Source organism: Actinoplanes sichuanensis (assembly GCF_033097365.1).
GTDB classification, from domain to species: Bacteria; Actinomycetota; Actinomycetes; order Mycobacteriales; family Micromonosporaceae; genus Actinoplanes; species Actinoplanes sichuanensis.
This window is the reverse complement of sequence record NZ_AP028461.1, coordinates 1023200-1047180: the sequence shown is the minus strand read 5'-3', so window position 1 is coordinate 1047180 and position 23981 is coordinate 1023200. Positions and strand designations below refer to the sequence as shown.

Sequence of the window (23981 nt, the reverse complement as noted above, 5' to 3'; positions counted from 1 at the left end):
CCCGCATGCCGTCTCGCCGCTGGATGGTCGCGGCACTGCTGTTGGTCGCCGGCTGTACGCCGGCCGCCGAGGCGCCACAGGCGGCGGAAACACCCGCGCGACCGGATCCCCGGTCGGCTCGGGAGATGATCGCGCTCCCCCGGGAGGCCGGCGCCTGGCCGGGCGTGAACGGGCTGTCCGGGGTGAACGGCTTCCCGCTGCTCGACACCGCCTCGGTGACCGATTTCTGCACCGACCGCGGCCGCCCGTGCGGGATGGCGCAGACCTACACCGACCGCACCGACTACGAGTCGATGACCCGCGGCTCGGCCTGGGTGTTCGAGTCGTTCGCCGGTTTCGACGGTGTCCTGGTGATCTCCCAGTCGCTGGTCCCGGACAAGGGTGAAGCCCTGGTGAAGGACTGTGCGGCGGGTGTCTACGACCAGCACTGGCGGGATTTCGGGACGCTGATGACCCAGCACGGCCGGGGTGCCTCGGTGGTGCGGCTGGGCTGGGAGATGAACGAGTCCTCGATGGCCTGGCGGGGCCTCGACGCGACCGCCTACATCGACTGCTACCGGCGGGCCGCGACCGCCATCCGGGCGACGAACCCTCTGGTCCTGCTGGACTGGACGATCAACGCGCACAACACGCCGGCCGATCTGTGCGGCGGGCTGAGCACCAACTGCTACCCGGGTGACGAGTACGTCGACGTGATCGGTGTGGACAACTATGACCACCATCCGTGGTCGCCGACCGAGGCCGATTTCGATCGGACCGCGGCGGCCCCCGAGGGCCTGGACTGGCTGTTCGCGTTCGCCCGCGCGCACGGCAAGCCGTTCTCGGTCGGCGAATGGGGTGTGATGCCGACCGGCGACGCCGGGAAGGACAACCCGGACTTCGTGCGCTGGATGCACGCCTGGTTCGCGGAACACGCCCCGTACCTGGCGTACGAGGCGTGGTTCCAGCGTTGTGACGGCACCGTCTCCCAGTCGGCGATCCTGCGGCCGGACGATCCGGACTGCCTGCCGAACACCGGATCGTCCGAGGTGTACCGGGAGCTGTTCAGCCGCTGAACCGGGCGTTGCCGGCCATCTCCCGGTACGCGGCGGCCGCGTCCGGCAGCGAGTCGAGCCGCCAGTGCTCGGGATAACTGGGGTGGGTGTCGGTGTCGAACCAGACCACCCCGCCGATCGCCGGCCGCTGCTCCACATAGGTGGTGAGCTGACGGATCCAGTCGGCCTTGGTGGTGCCGCCGTAGTCCTTGGACCCGACCTCGGTGATCATGATCGGTTTGCGCGGCGAATACTTGGCGTAGACCGGGTCGAACAGCGTGGCCGGCGCCTCCTTGTGCAGGTTGTAGCCGGAGACACCGACCCAGTCGACGTAGTCGTCACCCGGGTAGTAGGCGTCGATCCGGTTCCAGTCGGCCTTCGGGCTGGAGTTCCAGTTCGGGCTCCACACCCACGAGACGTTCTCGGCACCCTCGTCGTCGAAGATCTTCCGCAGCTTCCGGAAACACTTCACGTACCCCTCGGTGTCCTGGTCGTTCTTGGCCCCGCCCCAGCGGTACCAGTCGCCGTTCATCTCCCAGCCCCACCGCAGCAGGGCGGGCTGGTCCAGGTCACGGATGCGGCGGGCGGCCGCGGCGATCAGGTCGTCGGCGTCGCCGTCGAGGATCTCGCCGTACTTCGGGCCGCGCCACGACACCATCGGGATCGAGTCCTTCGGCTTCCCCTCGATCCTGTCCGGGAGCTTGTCCTCCCACGCGTAGAAGACGTGGGTGATCCGCTGATCCCGGCCGATCTGCCCGCGGCGCAGCTCGACCGCCTCCGGGTAGGTCATGCCGTCCAGCCCCAGGTAGGAGCCGAGCATCGCCTTACCGGCGGTGAACGCGACGGTCCCGCCGAGCTTCTGTCCGGCGTCGGTGAAGGGGGACGGGGTCGCCGACGGGGCCGAGGTGGGTGTGCCGCTGACCGCGAGCGGCGCCTCGCGGGCGGCCGCCTTCCACATGCCGAAGACACCCGCCGAGGAGGCCACCCCCAGCCCGGCCAGGCCGAGCAGCCCGCGCCGGGTGACCACGTCGTCGACGCGCCGATGCGAGCCGGTCACGTCAGCTCCCGACCGGCTTTGCGGGCCAGCCGGCGGACCATCCGCCAGCCCGGCTGGGCACACTGCCGGAGCCGGGCGGCCGGGGTGGCCGCGGTCTGCGCGACCAGGGCGACCAGGTCGGCGCCGGTGTGGTCCGGGGTGGGCTGGAAGCGGGGCACCGCGAACCGGCGCTCGGCCGGGGTGTGCGGGCGCCGGCCGACCTCGGTGGCGTTGTCGTGGCCGGACCGCTCGACCACCCGGCGGACCAGGGCGCTGTTGTAGCCGTGCGGGTAGGCGAACGACCGCACCCGCCGCTGCAGGCGCTGTTCGAGCTGGTCGCGGCTGCTCACCACCTCCTCGCGCAGCTGCGCCGGAGAGAGCACGTCGAGCGGGTGGTGCACGAGGCTGTGGTTGCCGATCTCGATACCGGCGTCGGCCACCTCGGCCAGCTCGTCCCAGGTCAGCATCGGGCCGAAGTCGTCGGCATACCGGCCGAGCCACCCGGCGTGACCACCGAGGTGTCCGACCGAGGCGTAGAGGGTGGCACCGGCGCCCACCTTGCGCAGCGCGGGGACACCCTCGGTGAGGAAGTCGCGGTAACCGTCGTCGAAGGTGAGCGCGACCAGGCGCTCGGTGCTGCCGGCCGCCCGCAGATCGAGCGCCTCGGTCAGCCCGACCAGTCGGTAACCGGCGTCACTCAGTGCGTTGAGCTGCTCGGTCAGCCGTTCCGGTGGCACCGCGAGGTCACGCAGCGGACCGTCGACTCCGGAGACCGAGTGGTACATCAGCGCGGGCAGCGTGGTCACCGCGTCCTCCCCCATGATCTTCTCTTTCCGGCCGCCAAAGTTACCCGCTGTGATCGCCGCGCCGGGTCCTCCGTTCGACTGGACCTCTGGCCTTTTCACACTACAGCCAGTAATGTCCGAGACCTTCCAAGTCCTCGGCCAGCGCAAACGGCGTCACACGATCATTACTTAAAGTGATATGTGAACCGAAGGCCAACCGGAGACGTATCGGAGGGCAACACCGAAACCGCTCTAAACCCCGGGAGCGCGCACCATGTTCCGCCTCATTCAGTTGCACACCGAAAGCGGCGTCCCACGTATCGGCGTGGACCCCGACGGCTACGCCAGCGCCCGCGCCGCGCTGGCCCACTACCGGACCGCCCCGGCCACGTACTTCGCGGTCGGCCGCTTCGACCATGAGGGCACCCTCACCGAGGTGATACTCGACCCGATATGCGGGCTCGACGGCGCCTGCCAGCGCCCGGCTTCGGTGATCCACGCGCAGACCTACGAACGCCTCTGCGAGCGGTGCGCCTCCGGACTCGACGTGCTCACCGTCCCGCAACTGGCCCGGCGCCTCGGGATCGCCTGTCGGCTCGCCCCGAGCGTCGCCCGCTTCCGGCAGACCGCGCTCGGCGGCCTGCGCGCACCCTCCGGCAACCGGATCGCCCGCGAGTTCCCCGACCACGTCCACGACGCGGCCTGGCGCCAGGAACTCTGCATCAGCCTCACGCAGAGCCCGACCGCTCTGAACGGCCTGCTCATCGGGGTCGGCGCGCTCAGCCACCGGCAGGTCCTCGACCTCTTCCCGGCGCTGTGCGCCCTCGGCGACGAACTCCCCGACGCCATCCACGAGGACCTCACCCGGGCCACCGCGCGGCCGCTGTCCCCCGCGGGCGTCGCCGGCCTCCGGCTCGGCCTGAAGAACAAACCCTGACCCCTTATTCGGTACGGCTACGCCGGCTCGCGTGGCCACGACGCGACGCAGGCGACAGTCCCGCCCGCCAAGGCGCCTCTCGGGCGGAAGCGTCGGGTCACCGGCCCGGCCCGCAGAGCTCTGCGGGCCGGCCGAGGTCTTACAGGCGGATCTTCAGGACCGCTCCGGTGTCTCGGCAGGTGCTGCAGGTGGAGACGTAGGCGTGGCCGCCCCGGAGGGCCAGACCGCCCGGGGAGTTCAGCCCGGTTCTCGTCACCACCCGACGGGTGCCCTGCACGTCGACGCTGGTCAGCGTGCCGCGCTCCAGGACGTACAGACGGTTGCCCGGCCCCCAGGCCAGGTCGACGACGCCGGTGAAGCCGGTGGCCCACACCCGCGGGGCCCGGCCGGGTTCGACCCGCCAGATCCGGGCGGCGGGTGGGCGTACCAGCGAAGGGTCGAACGTCTCGCCGACGAACCAGGCGCCGTCCGGACCCGCCGTCACCGAACTCGGCACCCCCGGCGCCGGGAAGGTCGCGACCGTCCGCAACCGGCCGCGCGGGCCGATCCGCAGCAGGGCCCGCTCACGGGCGTCGACGATGACCGAATCCGCCGCGGCCACCGGCGCCGGGCTGGTGGTCAGCCGGTTCGCGCCACGGTAGAGGCCGGGTTCGGCGGTGGACGTGTGTACCGGCTCGCCGTCCGCGTCGATCGTCACGTCGGACGGTCCGGCCACCCCGTCCTCGGCCGACGGCAAGCCCGATGCCACTCGCCACTGGTGGCCGAATTCGATCATCGTGATCGCTCCCGAGGGGCCACCGCGTCCGGCCTCGGCCACGTACAACTCCCCGCGCGATCCGAAGGCGAGGCCTCTCGGGTTGTCCAGACCGCGGGCGACGATCTCGACCGATGTCCGGCCCGGCAGCGGAAGCACCGGATCGGTGCCGTGACCGGCGATCAGCAGCCCGAAGACAGCAAGATAGGAACGGATCGTGAGCAACTAGAACCCCCGTGTAGTCGACTCTCCTCGGACAGGTTCTTTTGCCACCTTTGCCCTCGCCTATCGCCCGAACGGCCGTTCACCGCCGGGAGTCGTTGATCCGACCCCCGGGAGGATGACCGGTACGGTCGGCGCATGACCTTCGCCGAACTGGTGTCCCGCGCCCGTGACCTGGCCGGGAACGGTCGTCGGGCGGTCCTCGGCATCGCCGGCCCGCCCGCGGCGGGCAAGACCACCCTGGCCGCCGCGCTGGTCGAGGCGCTGTCCGCGGATCCGCCGCCCGGTTTCGGACCGGACTGGGTGGCGCACGTGCCGATGGACGGTTTCCACCTGGCCGACGTCGAGCTGGACCGGATCGGGCTGCGCGACCGCAAGGGCGCCCCGGACACCTTCGACGCCTGGGGCTTCGCGGCCCTGCTGCGGCGGCTGATCGAGGACCGCGACGAGATGATCTACGCGCCCGGGTTCGAGCGGGTCCTGGAGCAGCCGATCGCCGGCAGCATCCCGGTGCCCCGGACCGCGCGGCTGATCGTCTCCGAGGGCAACTACCTGCTGCTCGACCAGCCCCGATGGACGCCGGTGCGGGAGCTGCTGACCGAGGTCTGGTATGCCGAACTGGACGACGGCGAGCGGCTGCGGCGCCTGATCGAACGGCACATCAGGTTCGGCAAGGAGCCGGCCGCCGCGGAGGCCTGGGCGACCGGCACCGACGAGCGCAACGCCGAGTTGATCGTGGCCGCCCGCGACCGGGCCGACCTGATCGTGGATTACGCAGCCCTGGCCATCGGCTGAGAGTGGGCTGAGTAACGGCTTTCGGATTTCGGTGCGGCACGGTGGCATGCTTGCCGTCATGTCGGTGGATGAGGCGGTCGAGACCGAGCCGCGCAGGCGCGGGCCTCGGTTCGCGCGTTTCGGTCTGGTTCTGGTCGCGGTGCTGTCGCTGTTGTTCGGCGTGCCGTGGGCGACGCTCGTCTGGTCCGGCAACGACTGGCCGCTGCCGGTCTTCGTCGCCGGCACGCTGCTGTTCCTCGGGGTGGCGGCCGGTTTCCCCTATCTGATGTTCCGGGGGCACGGCGGCCACCGTGACCTCGAGTCCCGGATCGCCGACACCCTGCTCGGTGTGGTCTGGGTGCTGTTCACCTGGTCACTGATCGGCCAGTTGGCCGGCCTGGTGCTGCTGGCCGCCGGGGTCGACGATCCGATCCGCTCGCGGGTGGTGTCGGCGGGCGTCGTGGTGGTCTCGGCCGGCCTGCTGATCTGGGGTTACGCCGAGGCGATGCGGGTGTCGCGGGTGCGGCGGGTGGACGTGACGATCCCCCGGCTCGGTCCCGGGCTGGACGGGCTCAAGGTCGTGCTGATCACCGACACCCACTACGGGCCGATCGACCGTTCGCGCTGGTCGCGGGGTGTCACCGAGGTGGTCAACTCGCTCGACGCGGACATCGTGGCGCACACCGGCGACATCGCCGACGGTCTGGTCGAGCAGCGTCTGGAGATGGCCGCACCGCTGGCCGACATCCGGGCCCGGTTCGCGCGGGTCTACGTGACCGGCAACCACGAGTATCACAGCGGCGCCCAGGGCTGGGTCGAGCACATGGAGCACCTCGGCTGGCAGACGCTGCACAACCGGCACGTCCTGGTCACCCGGGGCGGCGACACACTGGTGGTGGCCGGTGTCGACGACCGGACCGCGGGCGGTTCCGGCCTGCCCGGCCACCGGACCGACCACGAGGCCGCGCTGTCCGGCGCCGACCCGGATCTGCCGGTCCTGCTGCTGGCCCACCAGCCGCAGCAGATCAAGGACGCGGTGGCGCACGGCATCGACCTGCAGCTGTCCGGGCACACCCACGGCGGCCAGATGTGGCCCTTCCACTATCTGGTCCTCACCGACCAGCCGAGCCTGCAGGGCCTGTCCCGGCACTCCGAGCGCACGCAGCTCTACACCAGTCGGGGCACCGGTTTCTGGGGCCCGCCGTTCCGGATCTTCGCGCCCAGCGAGATCACCCTGCTGACACTATGGTCCGGTCGATAGCGGTCACGTTCTGACCGCTATCGGCGGCAGGATGGTGGCATGACCGCAACGTGGAAGATCGAGCTCATCCCGGTTCCGGTGACCGACGTCGACCGGGCCAAGGCGTTCTACGAGAAGATCGGCTTCACCGCCGACCACGATCACCGGGTGTCCGAGGGTCTGCGGTTCGTGCAGCTCACGCCACCCGGTTCGGCCTGCTCGATCGCGATCGGCGAGGGCATCACCGAGAAGACACCGGGTACGCAGGAGATCCAGGTGGTGGTGGCGGACGCGGACGCCGCCCGCGAGCAGGTGCTGGCCGCCGGGGTCGAGACGGGTGACGTGGACGAGCAGCCGTGGGGCCGGTTCGTGTACTTCCGCGATCCGGACGGCAACAGCTGGTCCCTGCAGGCGATCGCCTACCGTCCCGAGGGATAGCCGTTGGCCTATGTTGATCCCGGAAACACGCCGGGACGACACCACGGGGGTTCGAGAAATGGCCGACCGACATCCGGCCCGGGAGATCGCAGCCGCCGCGCTACGCCGCGATCCGGGACCGCTGACGGTAGCCGACAGCCTGTCCCATCAGGTGTTCGTCGGCGCCGACGTGGTCGTGAAGATCATCGAGGCGGGCCGTCATCCGCGTCTGGAACGGGAGATCGCGCTGGCCCCGCATCTCCCGGCCGGGGTCACGGCGCCGCTGCTGGCCAGTGGCGTCCACCCGGCCGGTGACGGCGAGGTCCGGTTCGCCTGCTACGCACGGATGCCCGGCACGGCACCGGGCATGGGGCTGCCGCAGGCCGACGCGACGGCTGCACGGACGCTGACCGAGCAGGCGGTGCGGCGTCTCCGCGTCCTGCACGAGTGGACACCGCCGGCGGACGCCGTCCCGATCCTCCGAGAACCGCTCGACCACGGCGGCTTCACCGGCCGTACCGCATTGGTGGAAGAAATCGACGCGATCGCCGCCGTCGCGCCGGCCGCCCTGATCGACGGACTGCTCGCGATCGCCGAAGGCGCGCCGGAAAGTGTCTCCGCAGCGGTGCCGGTGCACGCCGACTGCCACTGGGGCAACTGGCTGGCCGACGACGGCACGATCACCGCGCTGCTGGACTTCGAGTGGGCCCGGTTCGGCGATCCGATGGACGACTGGTTCTTCGTGATCGCGGACAGCGGGCCACACCGGTGGATCGCCCTGGACGTGGTCGCCGAGGCGACCGGGACGGCGCCCGACGAACTGCGCGCCGCGTGCGAGATCCGCCACGCGAACCACCTGGCGGCCGATGTGCGCCTGGCGGTCACCGACCCGGCGGAGCACGGCGCGCTGCTGACGCCCCGGCTGGAGAGCCTGCACGAGGTCATCACCCGGCGGACCTGGTGGAAGTCCTCTGTCGACTGACCCTCGCCGGGCGGAATGTCGGGAATAAACCCGTTGAGCCGTGCTCTATGGGCCGAGCAGGATGGTTGCACCGCCTTCCCCTTCGCGCCCTGAGGATTCTTCATGCGTCTGCTTCGCGACCTGTGGGCCACCAGCCGAAGTCGCACCGCGCTCGTCGCGTTCCTGATAGTCATCGGCGCGTCCGGTTCCGCCGGGTCCTTAGCCTTGGCCGGACCGGTGCTGGTCGATCGGTCGGCCACACTGTTCACTCTGCTCGCCGCGGGCCTGGTCGCCTCGGTGATCAGCGATGTGGTGGTCGGCCTGGTGGTGGCGAAACTGACCGCCGACTGGGCCGCCCGCACCCGCCGCGACCTCAACCGGGTCGCCTTCGGCCAGGACATCCCCACCCTGGAGAACACCCCGGTCGGTGAGCTGCTCGACCGGATCGACTCCGACGTCTACCAGGTCGGCGCCGAACTGCGCGGCAGCGGCGTACGGCTGGCCCAGTCGCTGGCCGTGGCCACCCTGTCGGTGGTCACCACGTTCTTCGTCTGGTGGCCGGCCGCGCTCGCGATGATCGCGGTGGCGGCACTGCTGTTCGTGGTGATGAACAAACCGGTCCAGCGGATCGGCCCGGTCCGCATCGCCGAGGAGGAGGCCTGGTCCGACCTGGCCGCGGTGATGGAGGAGGCCATCCACGGGCAGGACGACGTGCGTACGAGTCTGGCCGCGCCGTACGTCCGTCGCCTCTACGCCCTGCGCTCGGCCGAGGTCCTGCGCCGTGGCCGCCGGGTCTGGCGGATGTCGGCGAAGGTCACCATGGCCGCCGGCAGCATCACCCGCACCCTGATCGCGTCCCTGGTGGTCACCGGCGCCTGGGCGCTGATGAGCGGCCACATCGACGCGGCCCGGCTGACCGCGGTGTGGCTGCTGGCGCTCGGTTTCGGCGGCACCCTGGAGCACCTGACCCGGATGGTGCCGGAGATGCAGAACGCGCTGGGCGCCTGGGGCCGGGTGCGGATGCTGGCCGAGGTGCCCCAGGAGCCGGTCGACGGGGTCGACCCGGTCGACGGTGACCTGGTGGTCCGCGACCTGACCTTCCGCTACGGCGAGTCGGACAGCAGTCGCCCGGCGGCCCTGCGCGGGGTCAATGTGACCTTCGCACGCGGCCGTTCGTACGCGCTGATCGGCCGGACCGGCTCCGGCAAGAGCACTCTGGCGAAGATCCTCACCCGGGCGGTCGACGTGCCACGCGGCACGGTCTTCCTGGGTGGCATCGACATCAACGACATCGGTGTCGAAGCGCTCCGCCGGCGGACCGCGATCGTCCCGCAGCGCACCGAGATCCTGGCCGGCACGCTCGCCGAGAACATCGCGCTGTTCGACCGTGACCTGCAACCGCGGGCCGGGCAGGCGCTGGACGAGCTGGGCCTGACCTCCTGGGTCGCCGGGCTGCCGGACGGCCTGGAGACGAGACTGGGTGAGGGCGGCTACAAGCTGTCGGCCGGGCAGGAGCAGCTGGTGGCGTTCGCCCGGATCCTGGTCCGGGACCCGCAGGTGGTGATCCTCGACGAGGCGACCGCCCGGATGGACCCGGTCACCGAGTCATGGGTGCAGCGGGCCACCGACCGGCTCCTGGAGGGCCGGATCGGCGTGATCGTGGCGCACCGGCTGTCGTCGGTGCAGCGCTGCGACGAGGTCGTGGTGCTGGCCGACGGTGAGGTCCTGGAGCAGGGCCCGCTGCGTGAGTCGCGGCGGTTCGCCGAGCTGATGGCGAGCAGCAACCTCGCGGTTCCGGCGGCTCCGACCACCGGCGGCGGGGTCCTGGTGGCCGAACACGACTGGGACACCGGGATGCGTGAGGAGCTGGGCCCGGACGCCCTGTCCAACCCGCTGCCCACGGTGGAGCCACCGGCCCTGCCGGAGGCTCCGCGCGCCCGCACGATGCGCGAGATCATGCGACTGGCCACCAACGACAAGCGGTTCGGGCTGGCCGCCTGCGCCTGGTTCCTGCTGCTGGTGCTGCTCGGCTTCGACGGAGCGATCCTGCCGCTGCTGTGGGCGAACGTGGTCGACGGCCTGGGCAACCCGATGCTGCCCGCGCTCGGTATCGCGGTCGCGCTGCTGGCGCTGGTCCCGTCGCTGTACTTCACCGGAGCCTGGTTCCCGGAGTGGTGGGTCCGGCAGATGCTGCGGATCAGCCTGCGCCTGCTGCACGGCCAGATCGGCCCGCGTCGGGTCAGCAAGCACACCCCGGCCGAGGTGGTGGCCCACGGCGGCGACACCGAACGGGTGGTGCAGCTGGCCGACAACGTCATCGACAACACGGTGGCGATCTTCGCGCTGGTGTCGATGACGCTGTTCGCCCAGTCGATCGTGCCCGGCCTGTTCTTCGCCGGGACGATGCTGCTGTCCGGGCTGGCCGCGACCCTGTTCGGACCGCGGCTGGAGAAGGCGGCCCGCCGGACCGTCGCGGCCCGGGCGGCGTTCGCGACGTCGCTGGTGTCGTCGCTGTCCGCGGTGCGCACGGTGAAACTGGCCGGAGCGACCGATCCGGTGCTGCGGCACCTGGGCGACCTCGACGAGACCCGCAGCGAGCTGCAACGCCGGGAGATCGCGATCCAGGTGTGGGCCCGCTCCACACCGTCGATCGCGAGCGGTCTGCTGCCGATCGCGGTGTGGGCGCTCTACCTGGGTGGTCACCTGACGGCGGCGGCGACCCTGATCGCGGTGTCGGTGCTCGGCGCGGCCCGGTGGTTCGCGTGGACCACGGCGTCGCTGGTGTCGCACTTCCCGTCGGCACGGGTCTGGACGAACCGGACGGCCGCGATGACCGGCACCTCGGAGTACTCGGCCGACGTCACCGGTGTGGACATCTCGGCCGGGACGGCGCCGGCGCCGCCTACGGCGCCGCGCGAGCCGCTGCGCACCCTGCAGCTGTCCGGCTTCAGCGCGGTGCACGAGAACGGGGCATTGGGGGTACGCGACATCGACCTCACCGTCGAACGCGGCGAACTCGTGCTGGTCCTCGGCCCGGTCGGATCCGGCAAGTCGTCGCTGCTGCGGGCGCTGGCCGGGATCGTGCACCACACCGGCGAGCTGCGGTGGAACGGTGACCCGGTCGACGAGCCGGAGGTGTTCCTGCGGCCGAACCAGGTCGGTTACGTGGCCCAGCTACCGCGGGTGCTGTCCGGGACGGTGGCCGACAACATCCAGCTCGGACACGAGGTGGACGCGGCCGACGCGGTGTCGGTGGCGCAGCTGGAACACGACCTGGCCGCCGCCGGTGGTGGTCTGCAGCTGCTGATCGGCCACAAGGGCACCCGGCTCTCCGGCGGTCAGTTGCAGCGGCTGGCGCTGGCCCGGGCGCTCGCGCCGCGTACCGAGCTGCTGATCGCCGACGACGTCTCGTCCGCGCTGGACGTGACGACGGAGCTGTCGCTCTGGCAGGCGCTCCGTTCGCACGGTGTGACGGTGGTCGGCTCGACGTCCAAGCGGGCCGCCCTGGCCCAGGCCGACCGGGTGGTCGTGCTGATCGGCGGCCGCGCCGAGGACCAGGGCACCTGGGCCGAACTGGCCGACCGCTGGGGCCACCTGGCCGGCTGACCGGCCTCGGTTCGCGTGGTGATGTGTGGTGCTTGCGCCGCACGTCACCACGCTACGGTTGGCGGCGTGCGCGCGTTCGTCCTCCTCAAACCGGACTGCCTCCGACGCGGGCTGGGCGGTGCGGTGGAGCGGGCCGTCGAAGCGGCCGGGCTGACCGTCGACGGGCGGCTTCCCCTCGCCCTCTCCCCCGCCGACGTGCGGTATCTCTGGTCGGAGTACTCCGACGCCGGGCACAGCCTGACCCTCGGTTTCCTGGACCGCTATCTCACCACCGGACCGTCCGAGATGCTGCCGGTCAGCGGGCCGGACGCGTTCGAGGCGGCCCGCCGGGTGAAACGGGAGATCAGGTCCCGGCACGCCGACGGGCCGTTCGCCAACGTGGTCCACGCGGCCGAACGGCTCGGCGAGCTGGCCCGGCAGCGTGACCACCTGCTCGGCCGGCCCAACGCCGATCCGCCGGTCAGCCCGCCGCGCCCGCCGGGCCTGGACTTCCGTCCGCTGTTCGACGTGCCCGCCTTGATCGAGGAGTTGTGGCCGCGGACCCAGGGGGTGCCCGCCGATCCCGGCCCGCATCGGCTCGACGACGGGACCGGGGCGGTCATCCTCGGGCCGGACCGCGACCACACCCTCGACTCGACGGTCACCGCGCTGTGGCACGCGCTGCCCGGCGTCGAACCGGCCCGGGCGGTCCTCCTGGCCCTGCACAGCGGCTGGTCGGGCGGCACACCGGTCGCCGTCGGCGGCCGGGCCGCCCGTCGGCGCTGCCTGCGAATCCTCCGGGAACACGGCGTCCGCAACTGCTCCGATCAGCGCTGAAGCCGCTTGGCCAGCCACTCGACCGCCAACGGGTACCGCCAGTCGATGCCGCCGTGCTTGGCCGGGAACAGCTCGAACGCGATCTTCTCCTCGGGCACCCCGACCCGGAGCAGCCCGGCCCGGAACGCCTCCGCGCCCAGGTCCAGGAACCACTCGTCCCGGGTTCCGGCGTCGATCCACACCGCCCGCAGCGAGCGCACCTCGTCGGCGTACCGATCGATCATGCGGATCGGGTCCCAGTGCAGCCACCGCTGCCACACCTCGGGCAGAATCTCGCCGGTCCGCGCGTCGAACGGCAACCGTGGTGTCCCGTCCGGGTCGGCCGAGAACGCCGCCGTGCAGCCCAGGACGAGGACCAGCAGCATGTCCTCCTCCTTGGTGAACGCGACCCGGGACTGGAAGTCCTTCCAGTACGCGTGGATGTCATGGTCGTAGTCGCGCAGAGCCCGGGTGGCCTTGGCGAACTCGTTGAGGTAGCAGTATTCGTAGAGCGCGTCCCCGGCGTGGGTGGCCAGCGCCCCGAACAGGTCCGGCCGCAGCATCGGGGTGATCATCGCCCCGAACCCGCCGGACGACTTGCCACTGATCGCCCGCGACTCCCGGTCGGCGATCGTGCGGTAGTTGGCGTCGACGTACGGCACCACCTCGTCGCAGAGGTAGGTGTGATAATTCCCGGTGCCGGGCGAGTCGACGAACTGCGAGCCGCCGTACGCCGTCCACGCGTCCACGTAGACGAGGATGCAGCCGGGCGCCCGGCCCTGCGCGAACACCTGGTCGGCGGTCTCCACGAACGGCTGCCGGAACGGTGTCCGGTTGGCCCACATGGTGACCTGCCCGGAGTAACCCTGGATGACGTAGATGGCCGGGTACCGGTCGGTGCCGTCGGGTTCGTAGCCGGGCGGCGTGTACACCCACAGCGGCCGCTCGTGCGGGTCACCGAGAACGTTGCCGCGGAGCGCCTGCGAATCGATCGTGTCGTGATGCAGGGTCCCCGCGAGCTCACTGGTCCATATCGACATGCCCCCGAGTCAACTATGTTTCACCGATGACCGCACCCAGGTTGGCGTGGCTCGACGGGCTCCGCGCCATAGCCGTCCTGCTGGTGGTCTATGCGCATCTGACCCGGTTCGTCTTCACCGATCTGCGGGCCGTGACCGGCGAGTGGCTCCACGCGGGCACCGCCGGAGTGATGCTGTTCTTCCTGGTCAGCGGCTACATCATCCCGGCCTCGCTGGAACGGCACGGTGATCTGCGGGCGTTCTGGCGCAGCCGGATCCGGCGGTTGTTCCCGCTCTACCTCGCGGTGATCGCGGTCCTCGTGGTGGCGCACCCACCGGCCGAACCGCTCGCCGCGGCGGTGGGACACGCCACGATGCTGCCGTTCCTGGCCGGTGTGCCGCTGATCACCGCGGTGTTCTGGACGCTCTCCTTCGAGATGGCCTTCTACCTTCTCGTCACGACCCTTTTCACGGTACGGGCCACCCGGTCCGTACTTCCTCCGGTCCTCCTGGCGCTGGCCGGTGCGATCACCGCGCCGCTGGTCCCGCTCCGGTTCGGCCAGGTGCCGGTGGTGACCGCGGTGGTGCTGGTGCTCGGGCTGGCCGGGGTGGTGTCCGGCCGTCGCTGGGCCGAGGTGACCGGCGGTCTGCTGCTCGGCGGGCTGGCGCTGACCCTGCTGGTGTTCAACATGGACCCGGCGCACGCCCACGACGGCCTGCCGATCCTCGCCGTGATGTTCACCGGCACGGTCGTGTACCGGGCCGACCACGGCCAGACGTCCTGGTGGCGGGCCGGCGTGGTGATCGCGGTGGTGGCGGCGTCGCTGCTGACCACCTGGATCGGCGAGCTGGTCGCCCTGGACGCGCTGACCCCGCGTTACGTGACGCGATCGGTGCTGACGCTGCTGGTCTTCGGCGGGGCGTTCGCGGCCGGGATGCGCCTACGTCACCGGCGCACCCCGGCCTGGCTGTCCCGGATCGGCGTGATCAGCTACTCGGTCTACCTGATCCACTACGTGCTGATCGAACTCGGCGGCCCGATCCTCACCTCGAACGTCCCCGATCCACTGCTGGCGGCCGGTTACCTGACCGCGGTCCTGACCATCTCCTGGCTCACCCACCGGTACATCGAGCTTCCCGGCCAGCGGCTGGGTACACGCCGCCCCGACAAGCACCCCACCTCGGCCACCACCCGAACCTCACGAGATCGCGGCACGGGCGTGGCTACAGGTGGTGGTCCAGCCAGGTGAAGGACTCGTCCTGCATCTCGGCGGTGTAGATGTGGCCCAGGCCGGGCCAGGTCTTGGTGCGCAAGCGGTGGCCGGCGTGCTGGTCGGACCAGACTCGGGCCAGTTTGGCGTAGGCGACGGCGGTGCCCTCGGCGGTGAACAGGGGGTCGAGTTCACCGCCCATCACGAACATCGGGCGGGGTGCGGCGATGGTGGCCACGTCCGGGATGTCGAGGTGCCGGTAGAGGCCCGGGTGCAGCATGTAGAACGCGGACTGGCCGCGCAGCGTGTTGTTGCCGGGCACCATCATCTCCTTCAGGCCGGTCATCCAGCAGGCCGAGACGGTCGCGGCGATGTGGTCGGAGAGGGCGGCCACCTGCCACGCCCGGTATCCGCCCATCGAGAAGCCGACGGCGGCGATCCGGTGCGGGTCGATCTCGGGCCGGGTGGCCAGGAAGGCGGCGGTGCGGGCGTCCTCGCGGGCCATCAGTCCGGCCGGTGACGAGCCCAGGTTGAACAGGTTGCTCGCCAGGGCCTGCTGGTTGTCGTAGGTGAGGCCGCCCCGGTCGCCCCAGCCGAGCGCGTCGACGGCCAGGACCGCGTACCCGCGGGCGGCGAGCTGGTCACCGACGAACCGGCCGCTGAAGTAACGGTCCGCCCAGGCCCGCGCGGAGACGAGACGCGTTTCGTCGTACCACGGCTGGATGAGTTTTTCTTTGCCGATGTCGAATTTGGCGCCGTGATCGTGGAACAGCAGCGCGGCCGGGAACGGTCCGGGGCCGTCGGGCAGCAGCATGGTGGCGCGGACGCGGCTGTGCCGGGTGACGTTGAAGACGATCTGACGGCGGCGGTATCCGGGTCCGGCCTGCTCGTCGATGGTCTCCGGCTCGAACGGGGTGCGGTCGGCGGGTTGGCAGAGCAGGCTCTCGAACTGGTGCCGCGCCCGGCGTCGCCAGCTGCGGAAGTCGTGTTCGCGGGAGTTCGGCCAGGCCAGCGGGAAGGTGAGTTCGTCCTTGAGGCGCTCGTGGAAGACCGGGAGATTCCCGGTGACCACCGACGGGCCTTCGAAGCCGGCGGCGGCGAGGGCGTCGGTCAGGTGGGGCGCGGCGAGGGCGGCGGCGGGTAGGGAGATCAGCGAACGGCGCTTCATGGGATTCCGTTTCGTCGATGGAATCCCGACGCTAGAAAGCCCTTTCCCGCATGTCAACAGATTGCCGCTCGCCCCGGTGACGGTCCGGGCGAGCGGCAATCCGGCTAGTGGATCAGTGACCCGGTCAGCGACCCTGGAGGGCCTTGACGTTGTCGCCGAAGGTCCAGTTCTTCGAACCGTCCCAGTTGATCGACCAGGTCATCAGGCCCTTGATTCCGGGGACGCTGTTGACCGCCTGGGTGACCAGGGCCGGCGTCATGTAACCGCCGCCGGCACCGACCTGCGCGGGCAGACCGGGGACCTGCTTGTCGTACGGGATCCGGATGGTGGTGCCCTGGATGGTCAGGCCGTTGTTGAGGCACTGGGTCTGCACGGTGAAGCCCTGGACGGTGCCGGCGCCGTACGAGTCGCCGGAGCAGCCGTACATGCTGCCGTTGTAGTACTGCATGTTCAGCCACCAGAGCCGGCCGTTGTCCAGGTACTTCTTGATGATCGGCAGGTAGGAGCCCCAGATCGAGCCGTAGGTGACCGAGCCGCCGGTGACGTAGGCGGTCTCCGGCGCCATGGTGAGTCCGAAGTTGGACGGCATGGCCGCGAGGACACCGTCGATGATGCGGATCAGGTTGGCCTGCGAGGTCGACAGGGTGTTGATGTTGCCGCTGCCGGTGAGGCCGGTCTCGATGTCGATGTCGATGCCGTCGAAGTTGTAGGCCTTCAGAATCGGCACGATGGTCGCCACGAACCTGTCGGCGACGGCGCTGGAGCTGAGGTCGACACCGGCGGTCGCGCCGCCGATGGACATCAGGATGGTCGCGCCCTGGGCCTTGGCGGCGCAGATCTCGGCGGCGGTGGGCACCTTGACACCGGCGTCCATACCGTTCTCCCAGAGCACCGTGCCGTCCGAGCGGATCACCGGGAAGGCGGCCATCAGCACGTTGTAGCCGTGCTGGGTGATCCGGCTGTCGTTGATCGGAATCCAGCCCATGCCGGGGTGCACGCCGTTGGAAGCGCCGTCCCAGTTCTCCCAGTAGCCCTGGAGCACCTTGCCGGCCGGGCGGCCCTTGACCCCGCACCCCGTCGGGTTGCTCGGGCTGGGGCTGGTCGAAGGGCTGGTCGAGGGACTCGGGGAGGACGACGGGGAGGACGACGACGGCGAGGGTGACGGGTTGGTGCCGCCGGTGCAGGCGCCGAGGCTCTTCCACAGGGTCGGGGTCGCGGCCGGGTTCCAGCCGGTGCCGGCCCAGGCGGTGTGCGTGACCAGGGCCTGGTAGAGGGTGGACTGGTAGGTGACCTGCTGGCCGGCGGTGTAGCTGACGCCTTCCGCCCAGACCGTCGAGGAGCAGGCCACGGCCGCGTTACCGGTCGTGGCGAAGGCGACGGCCGAACCCAGCACCACCCCCACCCCGGCGATCAGGGCCAGCATCTTGTGGCGAACCCGCATGCGAACTCCTCGACGTGTACGGCCGGTGTGACCTGTGTGACCACATCCTGGAGTTCACATACGTAAATATCAAGGCTTCTTAACAGTAAATTCCGGTAATCCGCGACCGGGGCCGCGCATCTACCCATCGACCGTCCCCTATCCCCAAGGAAAGTGCGCTCCATGAAGAAGCGGCTCCTCGGCCCCGCGGTACTGCTCGCGGTACCGATCGCCATCGTCGCCCTGTCCATCGGGCCGTCCGAAGCGGCCACCACCCCCGTCGACGGCGGGATCTACACCATCGCCTCCGGTGCCAGCGGCAAATGCATCGACGTGACCGGGGCCGGCACCGGCAACGGCGCGCTGCTGGTGCAGATCGCCTGCAACACCGCCGCCGGTGACCAGCAGTTCCGGGCAGTCGCCCAGAACGGCGCGTTCGGCCTGGTCAACGCCAACAGCGGGAAGTGCGCCGACGTTCCCTACTCGTCCACGACCACCGGAACCCAGCTGTGGCAGTGGACGTGCGGCGCCGGCGCCAACCAGACGTGGTCGCTGACCGCCTCGACTGCCGCGGCCGGGAAGTTCCTGATCAAGAGCGCCGTCAACGGCCTCTGTGTCAGCGACAAGGACGGCTCGACCGCCGGCAACAACCCGATCGTGCAGGAGGCGTGCTCGGACATCGCCCGCATGCAGTGGTCGTTCAACCAGGTCTCCGGCAGCGCCGGCTGGTCGAACACGGCCGACGGCTTCGCCCAGGGCACCACGGGCGGGGCGGGCGGCACCACGGTCACCGTCAGCTCCTACGCCGACCTGCTGAAATACGCGACGGCGAGCGCGGCCTACGTGGTGAAGGTCAACGGCACGATCACGGTCCCGACGTACGGCTACGAGATCCCGGTGACCTCGAACTAGACGATCGTCGGGCTCGGCACCACCGGCCGGATCAAGAACGGCGGGTTCTTCCTCGGCGCCGGGGTCCGCAACGTCATCATCCGCAACCTGACCATCGGTGACACCGCGATGGCCTCGGACGACCCGGACGACAAGGACTTCGACTACGACGGCATCCAGATGGACACCGCCGACCACGTGTGGATCGACCACAACCGGTTCACCAACATCAACGACGGTTACATCGACAGCCGCAAGGACACCGACTACGTGACGGTGTCCTGGAACGTCCTCGGCGACCACAACAAGACGTTCGGCATCGGGTGGACCGAGAACGTGGTGGCCCGGATGACCATCCACCACAACTGGATCTACAACAGCAACCAGCGAAACCCCAGTGCCGACAACCTGGCGTACGCCCACCTGTACAACAACTACCTGCAGAACGTCACGTCGTACGGCAACTACGCGCGCGGCGCCACGAAGATGGTGATCGAGAACAGCTACTTCGAGAAGGTCAACAACCCGTACTACCCGGACACCGCGACCGGGGCGCAGCTACGGCAGACCGGCAGTGTGCTGACCGGGTGCACCGGGCGGCAGGAGACGTCGGGTTCGGCGTTCACTCCGAGCAGTTTCTACTCGTACGCCCTCGACCCGGCGGCGAACGTGCCGGCCCTGGTCAAGGCCAAGGCCGGACCGCAGGCCGACATCAGCATGTAGCGATGTGGGCCCGGCCGGGGGTATCCCCCGGCCGGGCCCGTACCCGCTAAGTTCCGGCCTACTCCTGCCGAGCAGAACGACATGGTGCGGCGTTGGTGGGGCACTGCCGGGCTTCTGGCCCTGGTCGTGCTCGGTGCTACGGCGGTGATCGCCATCCCCGCCCTGAGCCGAGCCGGCACCTCCACCTACATGACCGTGGTCGGCGGGTCCGAGATGCTGTTCAGCGCGTTCGGGCTGATCTTCGCGGCCTGGGCGAGCCGCCTGCCGGATCTGCCGCCACGGATCCGGCGGGCCTGGCGGTGGATGCTTCCGACATACGGCCTGTGGCTGGTCGACGTGCTTCTCTACGGGATGTTCCCGGGTCAGCCGTTCCCCAGTCTGCCGGAAGTCGGCCAGCTGCTGATCGCACCGGTCACGCTGGCCGGGATCCTGGCGTTCACCCGACTGCCCGCGGCCCGGACCGAGCGGATCAAGCTCTGGTTGGACGCCGGGGTGGTGGCGGTCGGCTCGGGGATGGTCCTGTGGTTCCTGGTGGTGAGCCCGGCCCTGGCCGGTGCGGCCGACGCGACCTGGCGGGAGTTGACGCCGAGCATCGCCCGGCCACTGCTGGACGCGGCACTGCTGTTCGGGGTCGGTGTGGTGCTGCTGCAGGGCACCGAGGTGGCGGCGGCCCGGCTGCCGCTGACCACCGTGGTCGCCGCGATCATCCTCATCCTGGCCGGCGACATGCGCCGTGCCTACGTGGTGAACCACGGCGGTTCGCTGTGGCCGTCACCGGACCAGACGATGTTCTGGGTGGGCGGGCTCTTCATGTTGATGCTCGCGCCGTACCTGCAGGTGTGGCGATCCCGGCACCCGGCGTCGCCGGGCGCGGCCGGATCCACCGGGCCGCCGAGGTGGCCCTATCTCACCGCCATTCCGGGGTACGTGCTCCTCATGATCACGGTCGGGCGGGAGCACCCGTACCCCGCCAGCGGGTTGATCGCCGGCGCCTTCATGGTCTCCACCCTCGTCTTCGGCAGGCAGATGGTCGCCGCCCGGGAGAACCGCCGGATGGCCGTCACTGATCAGTTGACCGGGCTGGCCAACCGGGTGCAGATGTATGAGGCGCTACCGCGGACACTGGCCCGCGCGCATCGCAATCACACGCTCGTCGCCGTGCTGGTCATCGACATGAACGGGTTCAAGCAGATCAACGACGAGTTCGGGCACCGGGCCGGTGACCAGTTACTGATCGGGTTCGCCCGGCTGCTGCGCGGCTGTGTCCTCGGCTCGGATCTGGTGGTCCGGCTCGGCGGCGACGAGTTCGCCGTCGTCCTGTCGAATCTGACCGAACCCGATCATGCCCAGGCGGTGGTGCAACGGATCCGGGCCGCGATGGCCGAACCGATCACCGTCGGCGCCACCGTGGTCCAGCCCAGCGCCAGCATCGGGGTGGCGTTCGCCCATCCCGACACCGACGTGTCGATCGACGAACTGCTGCATCGCGCCGACGTGGCGATGTACGACGTCAAGAAGAGGGCCAAGGTCACCGACTAGACGATTCTGAAAGTTATTCGTCTTTCTTTGTTAGGCGTGTTCCCTGAAGGGCGCTGATGCTCTTCAATGTGACCCACGGGACTCGTCGACGAAGGTTGGTGGTCGCTGTGCGTCTGTTTCTGGTTCCCCTGCTCCTGGCCGCACTGCTGCCGGGCACGACCGCCACGCCCGCGACCGCCGCGCCGACCGCGGAACCGCAGTGGAGCGGGCCGCTGTCGACCCGTGGGCGGTGGATCGTCGACGCGGACGGGCAGCGGTTCAAGCTGAAGTCCGGGAACTGGCATGGCGCCAGCGGCACCTGGAACGGCAGCGGCGACACCGCCGACAACGCCAACCATCACGCCGGCGAGAACTCCGGACGGATTCCGCTCGGGCTCGATCGGGCGCCGCTCGCCACGATCGTCGCCGGGTTCCGGGATCTGGGGCTGAACAGTGTGCGGCTGCCGTTCTCCAACGAGATGGTCCGCGACTCCGTGCCGGTCGCCGACTCCGCCGTGGCCGCCAACCCGCAACTGCGCGGATCGACACCCCTTCAGGTGTACGACCGGGTGGTCACCGAACTCACCGGCGCCGGAATCGGTGTCATCCTCAACAACCACACCAACACCACCCGTTGGTGCTGTGCCGTCGACGGCAACGAGCGCTGGAACACCTCGCAGAGCGTCCAGCAGTGGGAGGACGACTGGCTGTTCATGGCCCGCCGCTACCGGGACAACCCGCGGGTGATCGGCGCCGACCTGTACAACGAGGTGCGCCGCACGATCCTGGACGACCCGAACTGGGGCTGGGGCAACGCCCACGACTGGTTCGCCGCCTCGCAGCGCACCGGCGACCGGATCCTCGCCGAGGCCAACCCGAACCTGCTGATCATCGTTGAGGGCATCAACTGGACCGGCATCCCGGTCGACGGTTTCGCGCACGAGCGGCCCACCCTGCGTCCGGCCCGAACCCTGTCCCACACCCTGATTCGATCCGGCAAGCTGGTCTATTCAGCGCATTTCTACGACTACACCGGCCCCAACCACAGTGGCGCGACCGGGACCGGCGAGACCACCGACCCGCGCTACCGCGACCTGAGCCCGGCCGACCTGGCCGCCGTCGTCCACCGGGACGCGCTGTTCGTCGCCGCCGAGCCGGGCAGCCACTTCACCGCGCCGGTCTGGATCAGCGAGTTCGGCGTCGACGCCAACGCCGCCGACGGCAGTAGGCAGCGCGCCTGGTTCGAGAACTTCGTGAACATCCTGATCAGCGCGGACGCCGATTTCGCCTACTGGCCGACGGTCGGCTGGGCGGAGAGCGGCAACGAGTGGGGCCTGCTGTTCTTCGACGCCGCGGGGCGGCGATCAGGCGTCCTCGACGGTCCGGATTGGCGGTCCGGCGCCTGGCAGCGGCTGGTCACCGCGACTTCCCGGCAGGGGTACGTGGCCCCGGTCCCGTCCCGGAGCATGCTGAGCCCGGACAACGGCGACTTCATCGCGTCCGCCACGATGCGCGCCCAACCCGACTGGGACAGTGGCGCCCGGAAAGCCGCCTGCCCGGACGGCCGGCGACTGATCGGCCTGAGCCACACCGGTAACCGGGGCCTGTGCACCGACTTCACCCGCGCCCTCGGCTGGAGCTCCTACCAGGTGGTGAAGGACGAACGGTACGTGTCCCGGGACTGGGCGTCCGGCTACACCAAGTTCCAGTGCCCGGCCACATCGGTGCTGGTCGGCTACTCGGTGCGGGGCGCGGCGGTGTCGAGTGCCCTGTGCGCCACCGCGATCACGGCGGCCACCGACGCGGGCCGGACCGTGTGGTTCGACCGCGGCGACAACCGCCCGTCCGGCGCCCCCGGTGGCGAGTTCGCGAGTGGCCACTACAAGGGCCAGTGCGGCGACGACGAGTACATGGCCGGGATCGCCTGGACCGGACGGATCTTCTCCTCCCGTACCCCGGATGCGATTCTCTGTCGTCGTCTGCCCTAGGACGACCACTGGTCTACGATCCGCTGCATGTCGACGGTCAGCGTCCGGTTCGTCTGGAACATCGGGGACGGCATCGTTCTGATTCCGCGGACGGCGGCCATCGCCTCGGCGTACCACGAATTGTTCGTCGCCAACCAGGCCCGTCTTGCGGTCTGGTCGCCGACTCGGATGGATCCCACGCCGGAGTCCACACTCGCCGGGCTGGAACGTTCCGGGCAGGACTGGCTCGCCGGCACCCGCCTTCCGCTGGCCATCGGCATGACCGCCGGGGACGGCCACCGTCTGGTCGGCGCCACCACTCTGACCATCGACGGTGCCGCGGGAAGCGCCGAGCTGGGTTTCTGGATCGACGCCGACGTCGAGGGGCGCGGGCTGGTTCGGCGGGCGGTCGGCGCGGTGCTCGGTCATGCGTTCGGCGAACTCGGCCTGCACCGGGTCGAGATGCGGACCCTGACGACGAACGACCGCAGTCGGCATTTGGCCGAACGGCTCGGTTTCACCCTCGAGGGCATCCTGCGCGGCGCGATCCGGTTCCCCGACGGTTTCCGCGACGTGGCGGTGTACGCCCTACTCGCTGAGGATGCCGCCGACCGGAGTGCGTGAAGCCGAATCTCCCGGCGAGGGCACGGCGCCGACCCCGAGGATCAGTCCGGGTGGCGGGATCGGAGCAGGGCGGCCAGACGTTCGGCGGCGCGCGGGTCCCGGCTGAACAGTGCGGCGGTCAGCAGGGCCAGGGCCCCGGCGCCGCCGGAGACGAGGGCCCACTCCGGGATCAGGCCGCTACTGATCAGGGCGGCTCCACCGCCGAAGGCCGCGACGACCTCGGCCGCCGAGCGCGGATCGGCCCGGCGCAAGGCCTGTGTCATCCGGCGGCGGCGCTCCCGGACTCCCGGGCTGTCCAGGCTGTCCAGAGCCGCACAGGCGAGGGCGGTCAGCTCTGCGGCGATCTCCGGGGCCTGCAACCGATGGGCCAGCGGAACGTGGAAGACCAGCGTGTCCAGGGACTTCTCCCGGCGCTTGGCAGGCGGTAGCGGTCGAATGGTCCGCAGATTGTGCAGCCGGTCGGCGACCGCGACAAGCGCTGCACCGGACCTGTCCGATGGAGTGGTCCGCACGACGTCGAGAGTCAGATCCTCCACCAGGTTCGCGACGTCGGGTCCGAACTCGGCATGCAGCCGGCCCGACGTGACGCGCGTGTCCTCGATGACATCGTGCAGCAGCGCCGCACAGACAGCGGAACGGTTACCGCCGTGACCGGCAACGATTCCGGCGACCGCGACCGGGTGGCTGATGTAGGGATCACCGTTGCGCCGGCGTTGCCGACCATGAGCGCGTTTGGCGACCTCGTAGGCGTTCCAGACCGGAAGAACGTCGCCATGCCGACCAGATTCACTGAGGGTGGCCATCAGGTCACCGATTGTGTAACCCATGGGTCGAGTGTAGAGATGGCGCACGAGCCGACGGCCCGTGCGCCATCCGGAC

General features: G+C 70.1%; 21 protein-coding genes. 14 read left to right on the top strand and 7 right to left on the bottom strand.

The window, feature by feature from the left end; all coding sequences use genetic code 11:
• The first annotated feature begins 5 nt into the window (after positions 1-5).
• Positions 6-1055 carry a glycoside hydrolase family 26 protein gene (locus Q0Z83_RS04560; protein ID WP_317792514.1) on the top strand — a complete coding sequence of 350 codons (1050 nt, stop codon included), beginning with the start codon at positions 6-8 and terminating at the stop codon, positions 1053-1055.
• Here the strand turns inward: Q0Z83_RS04560 and Q0Z83_RS04555 are convergent.
• Positions 1045-2091: a glycoside hydrolase family 26 protein gene (locus Q0Z83_RS04555; RefSeq protein ID WP_317792513.1), complete on the bottom strand. Its 1047-nt coding sequence runs from the start codon at positions 2089-2091 to the stop codon at positions 1045-1047. The two genes, Q0Z83_RS04560 and Q0Z83_RS04555, sit on opposite strands and share 11 nt — an antisense overlap.
• Positions 2088-2891, bottom strand: coding sequence for a polysaccharide deacetylase family protein (locus Q0Z83_RS04550; protein WP_317792512.1), 804 nt, complete (start codon positions 2889-2891; stop codon positions 2088-2090). Before Q0Z83_RS04550 ends, Q0Z83_RS04555 begins: the two co-directional genes overlap by 4 nt.
• 238 nt (positions 2892-3129) lie before the next feature.
• Here Q0Z83_RS04550 and Q0Z83_RS04545 point away from each other — a divergent pair, with 238 nt between their 5' ends.
• Positions 3130-3792, top strand: a complete 663-nt coding sequence (locus Q0Z83_RS04545; RefSeq protein WP_317792511.1) for a hypothetical protein — start codon at positions 3130-3132, stop codon at positions 3790-3792.
• A 139-nt stretch (positions 3793-3931) separates the two neighbouring features.
• Here the strand turns inward: Q0Z83_RS04545 and Q0Z83_RS04540 are convergent, their stop codons facing one another.
• Positions 3932-4771 (bottom strand): ScyD/ScyE family protein, encoded by an 840-nt coding sequence (locus tag Q0Z83_RS04540; protein ID WP_317792510.1) that lies wholly within the window; start codon positions 4769-4771, stop codon positions 3932-3934.
• Positions 4772-4906: 135 nt separating this feature from the next.
• Between Q0Z83_RS04540 and Q0Z83_RS04535 the strand changes: the two genes are divergently transcribed.
• The 6 genes from Q0Z83_RS04535 to Q0Z83_RS04510 all read left to right on the top strand — a co-directional run bounded on the left by Q0Z83_RS04535 (position 4907) and on the right by Q0Z83_RS04510 (position 12582).
• Positions 4907-5563 (top strand): nucleoside/nucleotide kinase family protein, encoded by a 657-nt coding sequence (locus Q0Z83_RS04535; RefSeq protein ID WP_317792509.1) that lies wholly within the window; start codon positions 4907-4909, stop codon positions 5561-5563.
• Between the two features lie 58 nt (positions 5564-5621).
• Positions 5622-6803, top strand: coding sequence for a metallophosphoesterase (locus Q0Z83_RS04530; protein WP_317792508.1), 1182 nt, complete (start codon positions 5622-5624; stop codon positions 6801-6803).
• A 39-nt stretch (positions 6804-6842) separates the two neighbouring features.
• Positions 6843-7220, top strand: a complete 378-nt coding sequence (locus tag Q0Z83_RS04525) for a VOC family protein (protein WP_317792507.1) — start codon at positions 6843-6845, stop codon at positions 7218-7220.
• 58 nt (positions 7221-7278) lie between these two features.
• On the top strand, positions 7279-8181 hold the full coding sequence (locus tag Q0Z83_RS04520) for a phosphotransferase family protein (protein WP_317792506.1): 903 nt from the start codon (positions 7279-7281) through the stop codon (positions 8179-8181).
• A 102-nt stretch (positions 8182-8283) separates the two neighbouring features.
• A complete protein-coding gene (locus Q0Z83_RS04515) occupies positions 8284-11766 on the top strand; it encodes an ATP-binding cassette domain-containing protein (RefSeq protein ID WP_317792505.1) in 3483 nt (1160 codons plus the stop codon).
• A gap of 66 nt (positions 11767-11832) precedes the next feature.
• Entirely contained in the window at positions 11833-12582 is a 750-nt protein-coding gene (locus Q0Z83_RS04510) for a nucleoside-diphosphate kinase (RefSeq protein ID WP_317792504.1), read from the top strand.
• Here Q0Z83_RS04510 and Q0Z83_RS04505 read toward each other — a convergent pair.
• Complete coding sequence (locus Q0Z83_RS04505; protein ID WP_317792503.1) at positions 12573-13601, bottom strand: alpha/beta hydrolase; 1029 nt, start codon at positions 13599-13601, stop codon at positions 12573-12575. The two genes, Q0Z83_RS04510 and Q0Z83_RS04505, sit on opposite strands and share 10 nt — an antisense overlap.
• Positions 13602-13627: 26 nt before the next feature.
• Here Q0Z83_RS04505 and Q0Z83_RS04500 point away from each other — a divergent pair, with 26 nt between their 5' ends.
• Positions 13628-14830 (top strand): acyltransferase family protein, encoded by a 1203-nt coding sequence (locus Q0Z83_RS04500; protein WP_317792502.1) that lies wholly within the window; start codon positions 13628-13630, stop codon positions 14828-14830.
• Here the strand turns inward: Q0Z83_RS04500 and Q0Z83_RS04495 are convergent.
• Both Q0Z83_RS04495 and Q0Z83_RS04490 read right to left on the bottom strand, forming a co-directional pair.
• Positions 14805-15959: a dienelactone hydrolase family protein gene (locus tag Q0Z83_RS04495; RefSeq protein ID WP_317792501.1), complete on the bottom strand. Its 1155-nt coding sequence runs from the start codon at positions 15957-15959 to the stop codon at positions 14805-14807. The genes Q0Z83_RS04500 and Q0Z83_RS04495 overlap by 26 nt on opposite strands.
• Before the next feature lie 124 nt (positions 15960-16083).
• Entirely contained in the window at positions 16084-17400 is a 1317-nt protein-coding gene (locus Q0Z83_RS04490; protein WP_317792500.1) for a carbohydrate-binding protein, read from the bottom strand.
• Positions 17401-17562: 162 nt separating this feature from the next.
• Here Q0Z83_RS04490 and Q0Z83_RS04485 point away from each other — a divergent pair, with 162 nt between their 5' ends.
• From Q0Z83_RS04485 to Q0Z83_RS04465, 5 genes are all read left to right on the top strand, one after another.
• Entirely contained in the window at positions 17563-18291 is a 729-nt protein-coding gene (locus tag Q0Z83_RS04485; protein WP_317792499.1) for an RICIN domain-containing protein, read from the top strand.
• 3 nt (positions 18292-18294) lie between these two features.
• Positions 18295-18993, top strand: a complete 699-nt coding sequence (locus Q0Z83_RS04480; RefSeq protein ID WP_317797029.1) for a pectate lyase family protein — start codon at positions 18295-18297, stop codon at positions 18991-18993.
• 81 nt (positions 18994-19074) lie between these two features.
• Positions 19075-20532, top strand: coding sequence for a GGDEF domain-containing protein (locus Q0Z83_RS04475; protein ID WP_317792498.1), 1458 nt, complete (start codon positions 19075-19077; stop codon positions 20530-20532).
• Positions 20533-20639: 107 nt separating this feature from the next.
• Positions 20640-22499 (top strand): glycoside hydrolase family 5 protein, encoded by a 1860-nt coding sequence (locus Q0Z83_RS04470; protein WP_317792497.1) that lies wholly within the window; start codon positions 20640-20642, stop codon positions 22497-22499.
• A gap of 27 nt (positions 22500-22526) precedes the next feature.
• The gene (locus Q0Z83_RS04465; RefSeq protein ID WP_317792496.1) at positions 22527-23102 is read left to right on the top strand and encodes a GNAT family N-acetyltransferase; all 576 of its coding nucleotides are present in this window, start codon (positions 22527-22529) and stop codon (positions 23100-23102) included.
• A 41-nt stretch (positions 23103-23143) separates the two neighbouring features.
• Here the strand turns inward: Q0Z83_RS04465 and Q0Z83_RS04460 are convergent, their stop codons facing one another.
• Positions 23144-23929 (bottom strand): HD domain-containing protein, encoded by a 786-nt coding sequence (locus Q0Z83_RS04460; protein ID WP_317792495.1) that lies wholly within the window; start codon positions 23927-23929, stop codon positions 23144-23146.
• Positions 23930-23981: the final 52 nt, after the last annotated feature.

Excerpts from the sequence above, each read along its gene's own strand:
- Q0Z83_RS04560 (WP_317792514.1), top strand. The coding sequence starts at position 6 with ATGCCGTCTCGCCGCTGGATGGTCGCGGCACTGCTGTTGGTCGCCGGC.
- Q0Z83_RS04550 (WP_317792512.1), bottom strand. The coding sequence starts at position 2,891 with ATGGGGGAGGACGCGGTGACCACGCTGCCCGCGCTGATGTACCACTCG.
- Q0Z83_RS04545 (WP_317792511.1), top strand. The coding sequence starts at position 3,130 with ATGTTCCGCCTCATTCAGTTGCACACCGAAAGCGGCGTCCCACGTATC.
- Q0Z83_RS04535 (WP_317792509.1), top strand. The coding sequence starts at position 4,907 with ATGACCTTCGCCGAACTGGTGTCCCGCGCCCGTGACCTGGCCGGGAAC.
- Q0Z83_RS04530 (WP_317792508.1), top strand. The coding sequence starts at position 5,622 with ATGTCGGTGGATGAGGCGGTCGAGACCGAGCCGCGCAGGCGCGGGCCT.
- Q0Z83_RS04525 (WP_317792507.1), top strand. The coding sequence starts at position 6,843 with ATGACCGCAACGTGGAAGATCGAGCTCATCCCGGTTCCGGTGACCGAC.
- Q0Z83_RS04520 (WP_317792506.1), top strand. The coding sequence starts at position 7,279 with ATGGCCGACCGACATCCGGCCCGGGAGATCGCAGCCGCCGCGCTACGC.
- Q0Z83_RS04515 (WP_317792505.1), top strand. The coding sequence starts at position 8,284 with ATGCGTCTGCTTCGCGACCTGTGGGCCACCAGCCGAAGTCGCACCGCG.
- Q0Z83_RS04505 (WP_317792503.1), bottom strand. The coding sequence starts at position 13,601 with ATGTCGATATGGACCAGTGAGCTCGCGGGGACCCTGCATCACGACACG.
- Q0Z83_RS04500 (WP_317792502.1), top strand. The coding sequence starts at position 13,628 with ATGACCGCACCCAGGTTGGCGTGGCTCGACGGGCTCCGCGCCATAGCC.
- Q0Z83_RS04495 (WP_317792501.1), bottom strand. The coding sequence starts at position 15,959 with ATGAAGCGCCGTTCGCTGATCTCCCTACCCGCCGCCGCCCTCGCCGCG.
- Q0Z83_RS04490 (WP_317792500.1), bottom strand. The coding sequence starts at position 17,400 with ATGCGGGTTCGCCACAAGATGCTGGCCCTGATCGCCGGGGTGGGGGTG.
- Q0Z83_RS04485 (WP_317792499.1), top strand. The coding sequence starts at position 17,563 with ATGAAGAAGCGGCTCCTCGGCCCCGCGGTACTGCTCGCGGTACCGATC.
- Q0Z83_RS04475 (WP_317792498.1), top strand. The coding sequence starts at position 19,075 with ATGGTGCGGCGTTGGTGGGGCACTGCCGGGCTTCTGGCCCTGGTCGTG.
- Q0Z83_RS04465 (WP_317792496.1), top strand. The coding sequence starts at position 22,527 with ATGTCGACGGTCAGCGTCCGGTTCGTCTGGAACATCGGGGACGGCATC.
- Q0Z83_RS04460 (WP_317792495.1), bottom strand. The coding sequence starts at position 23,929 with ATGGGTTACACAATCGGTGACCTGATGGCCACCCTCAGTGAATCTGGT.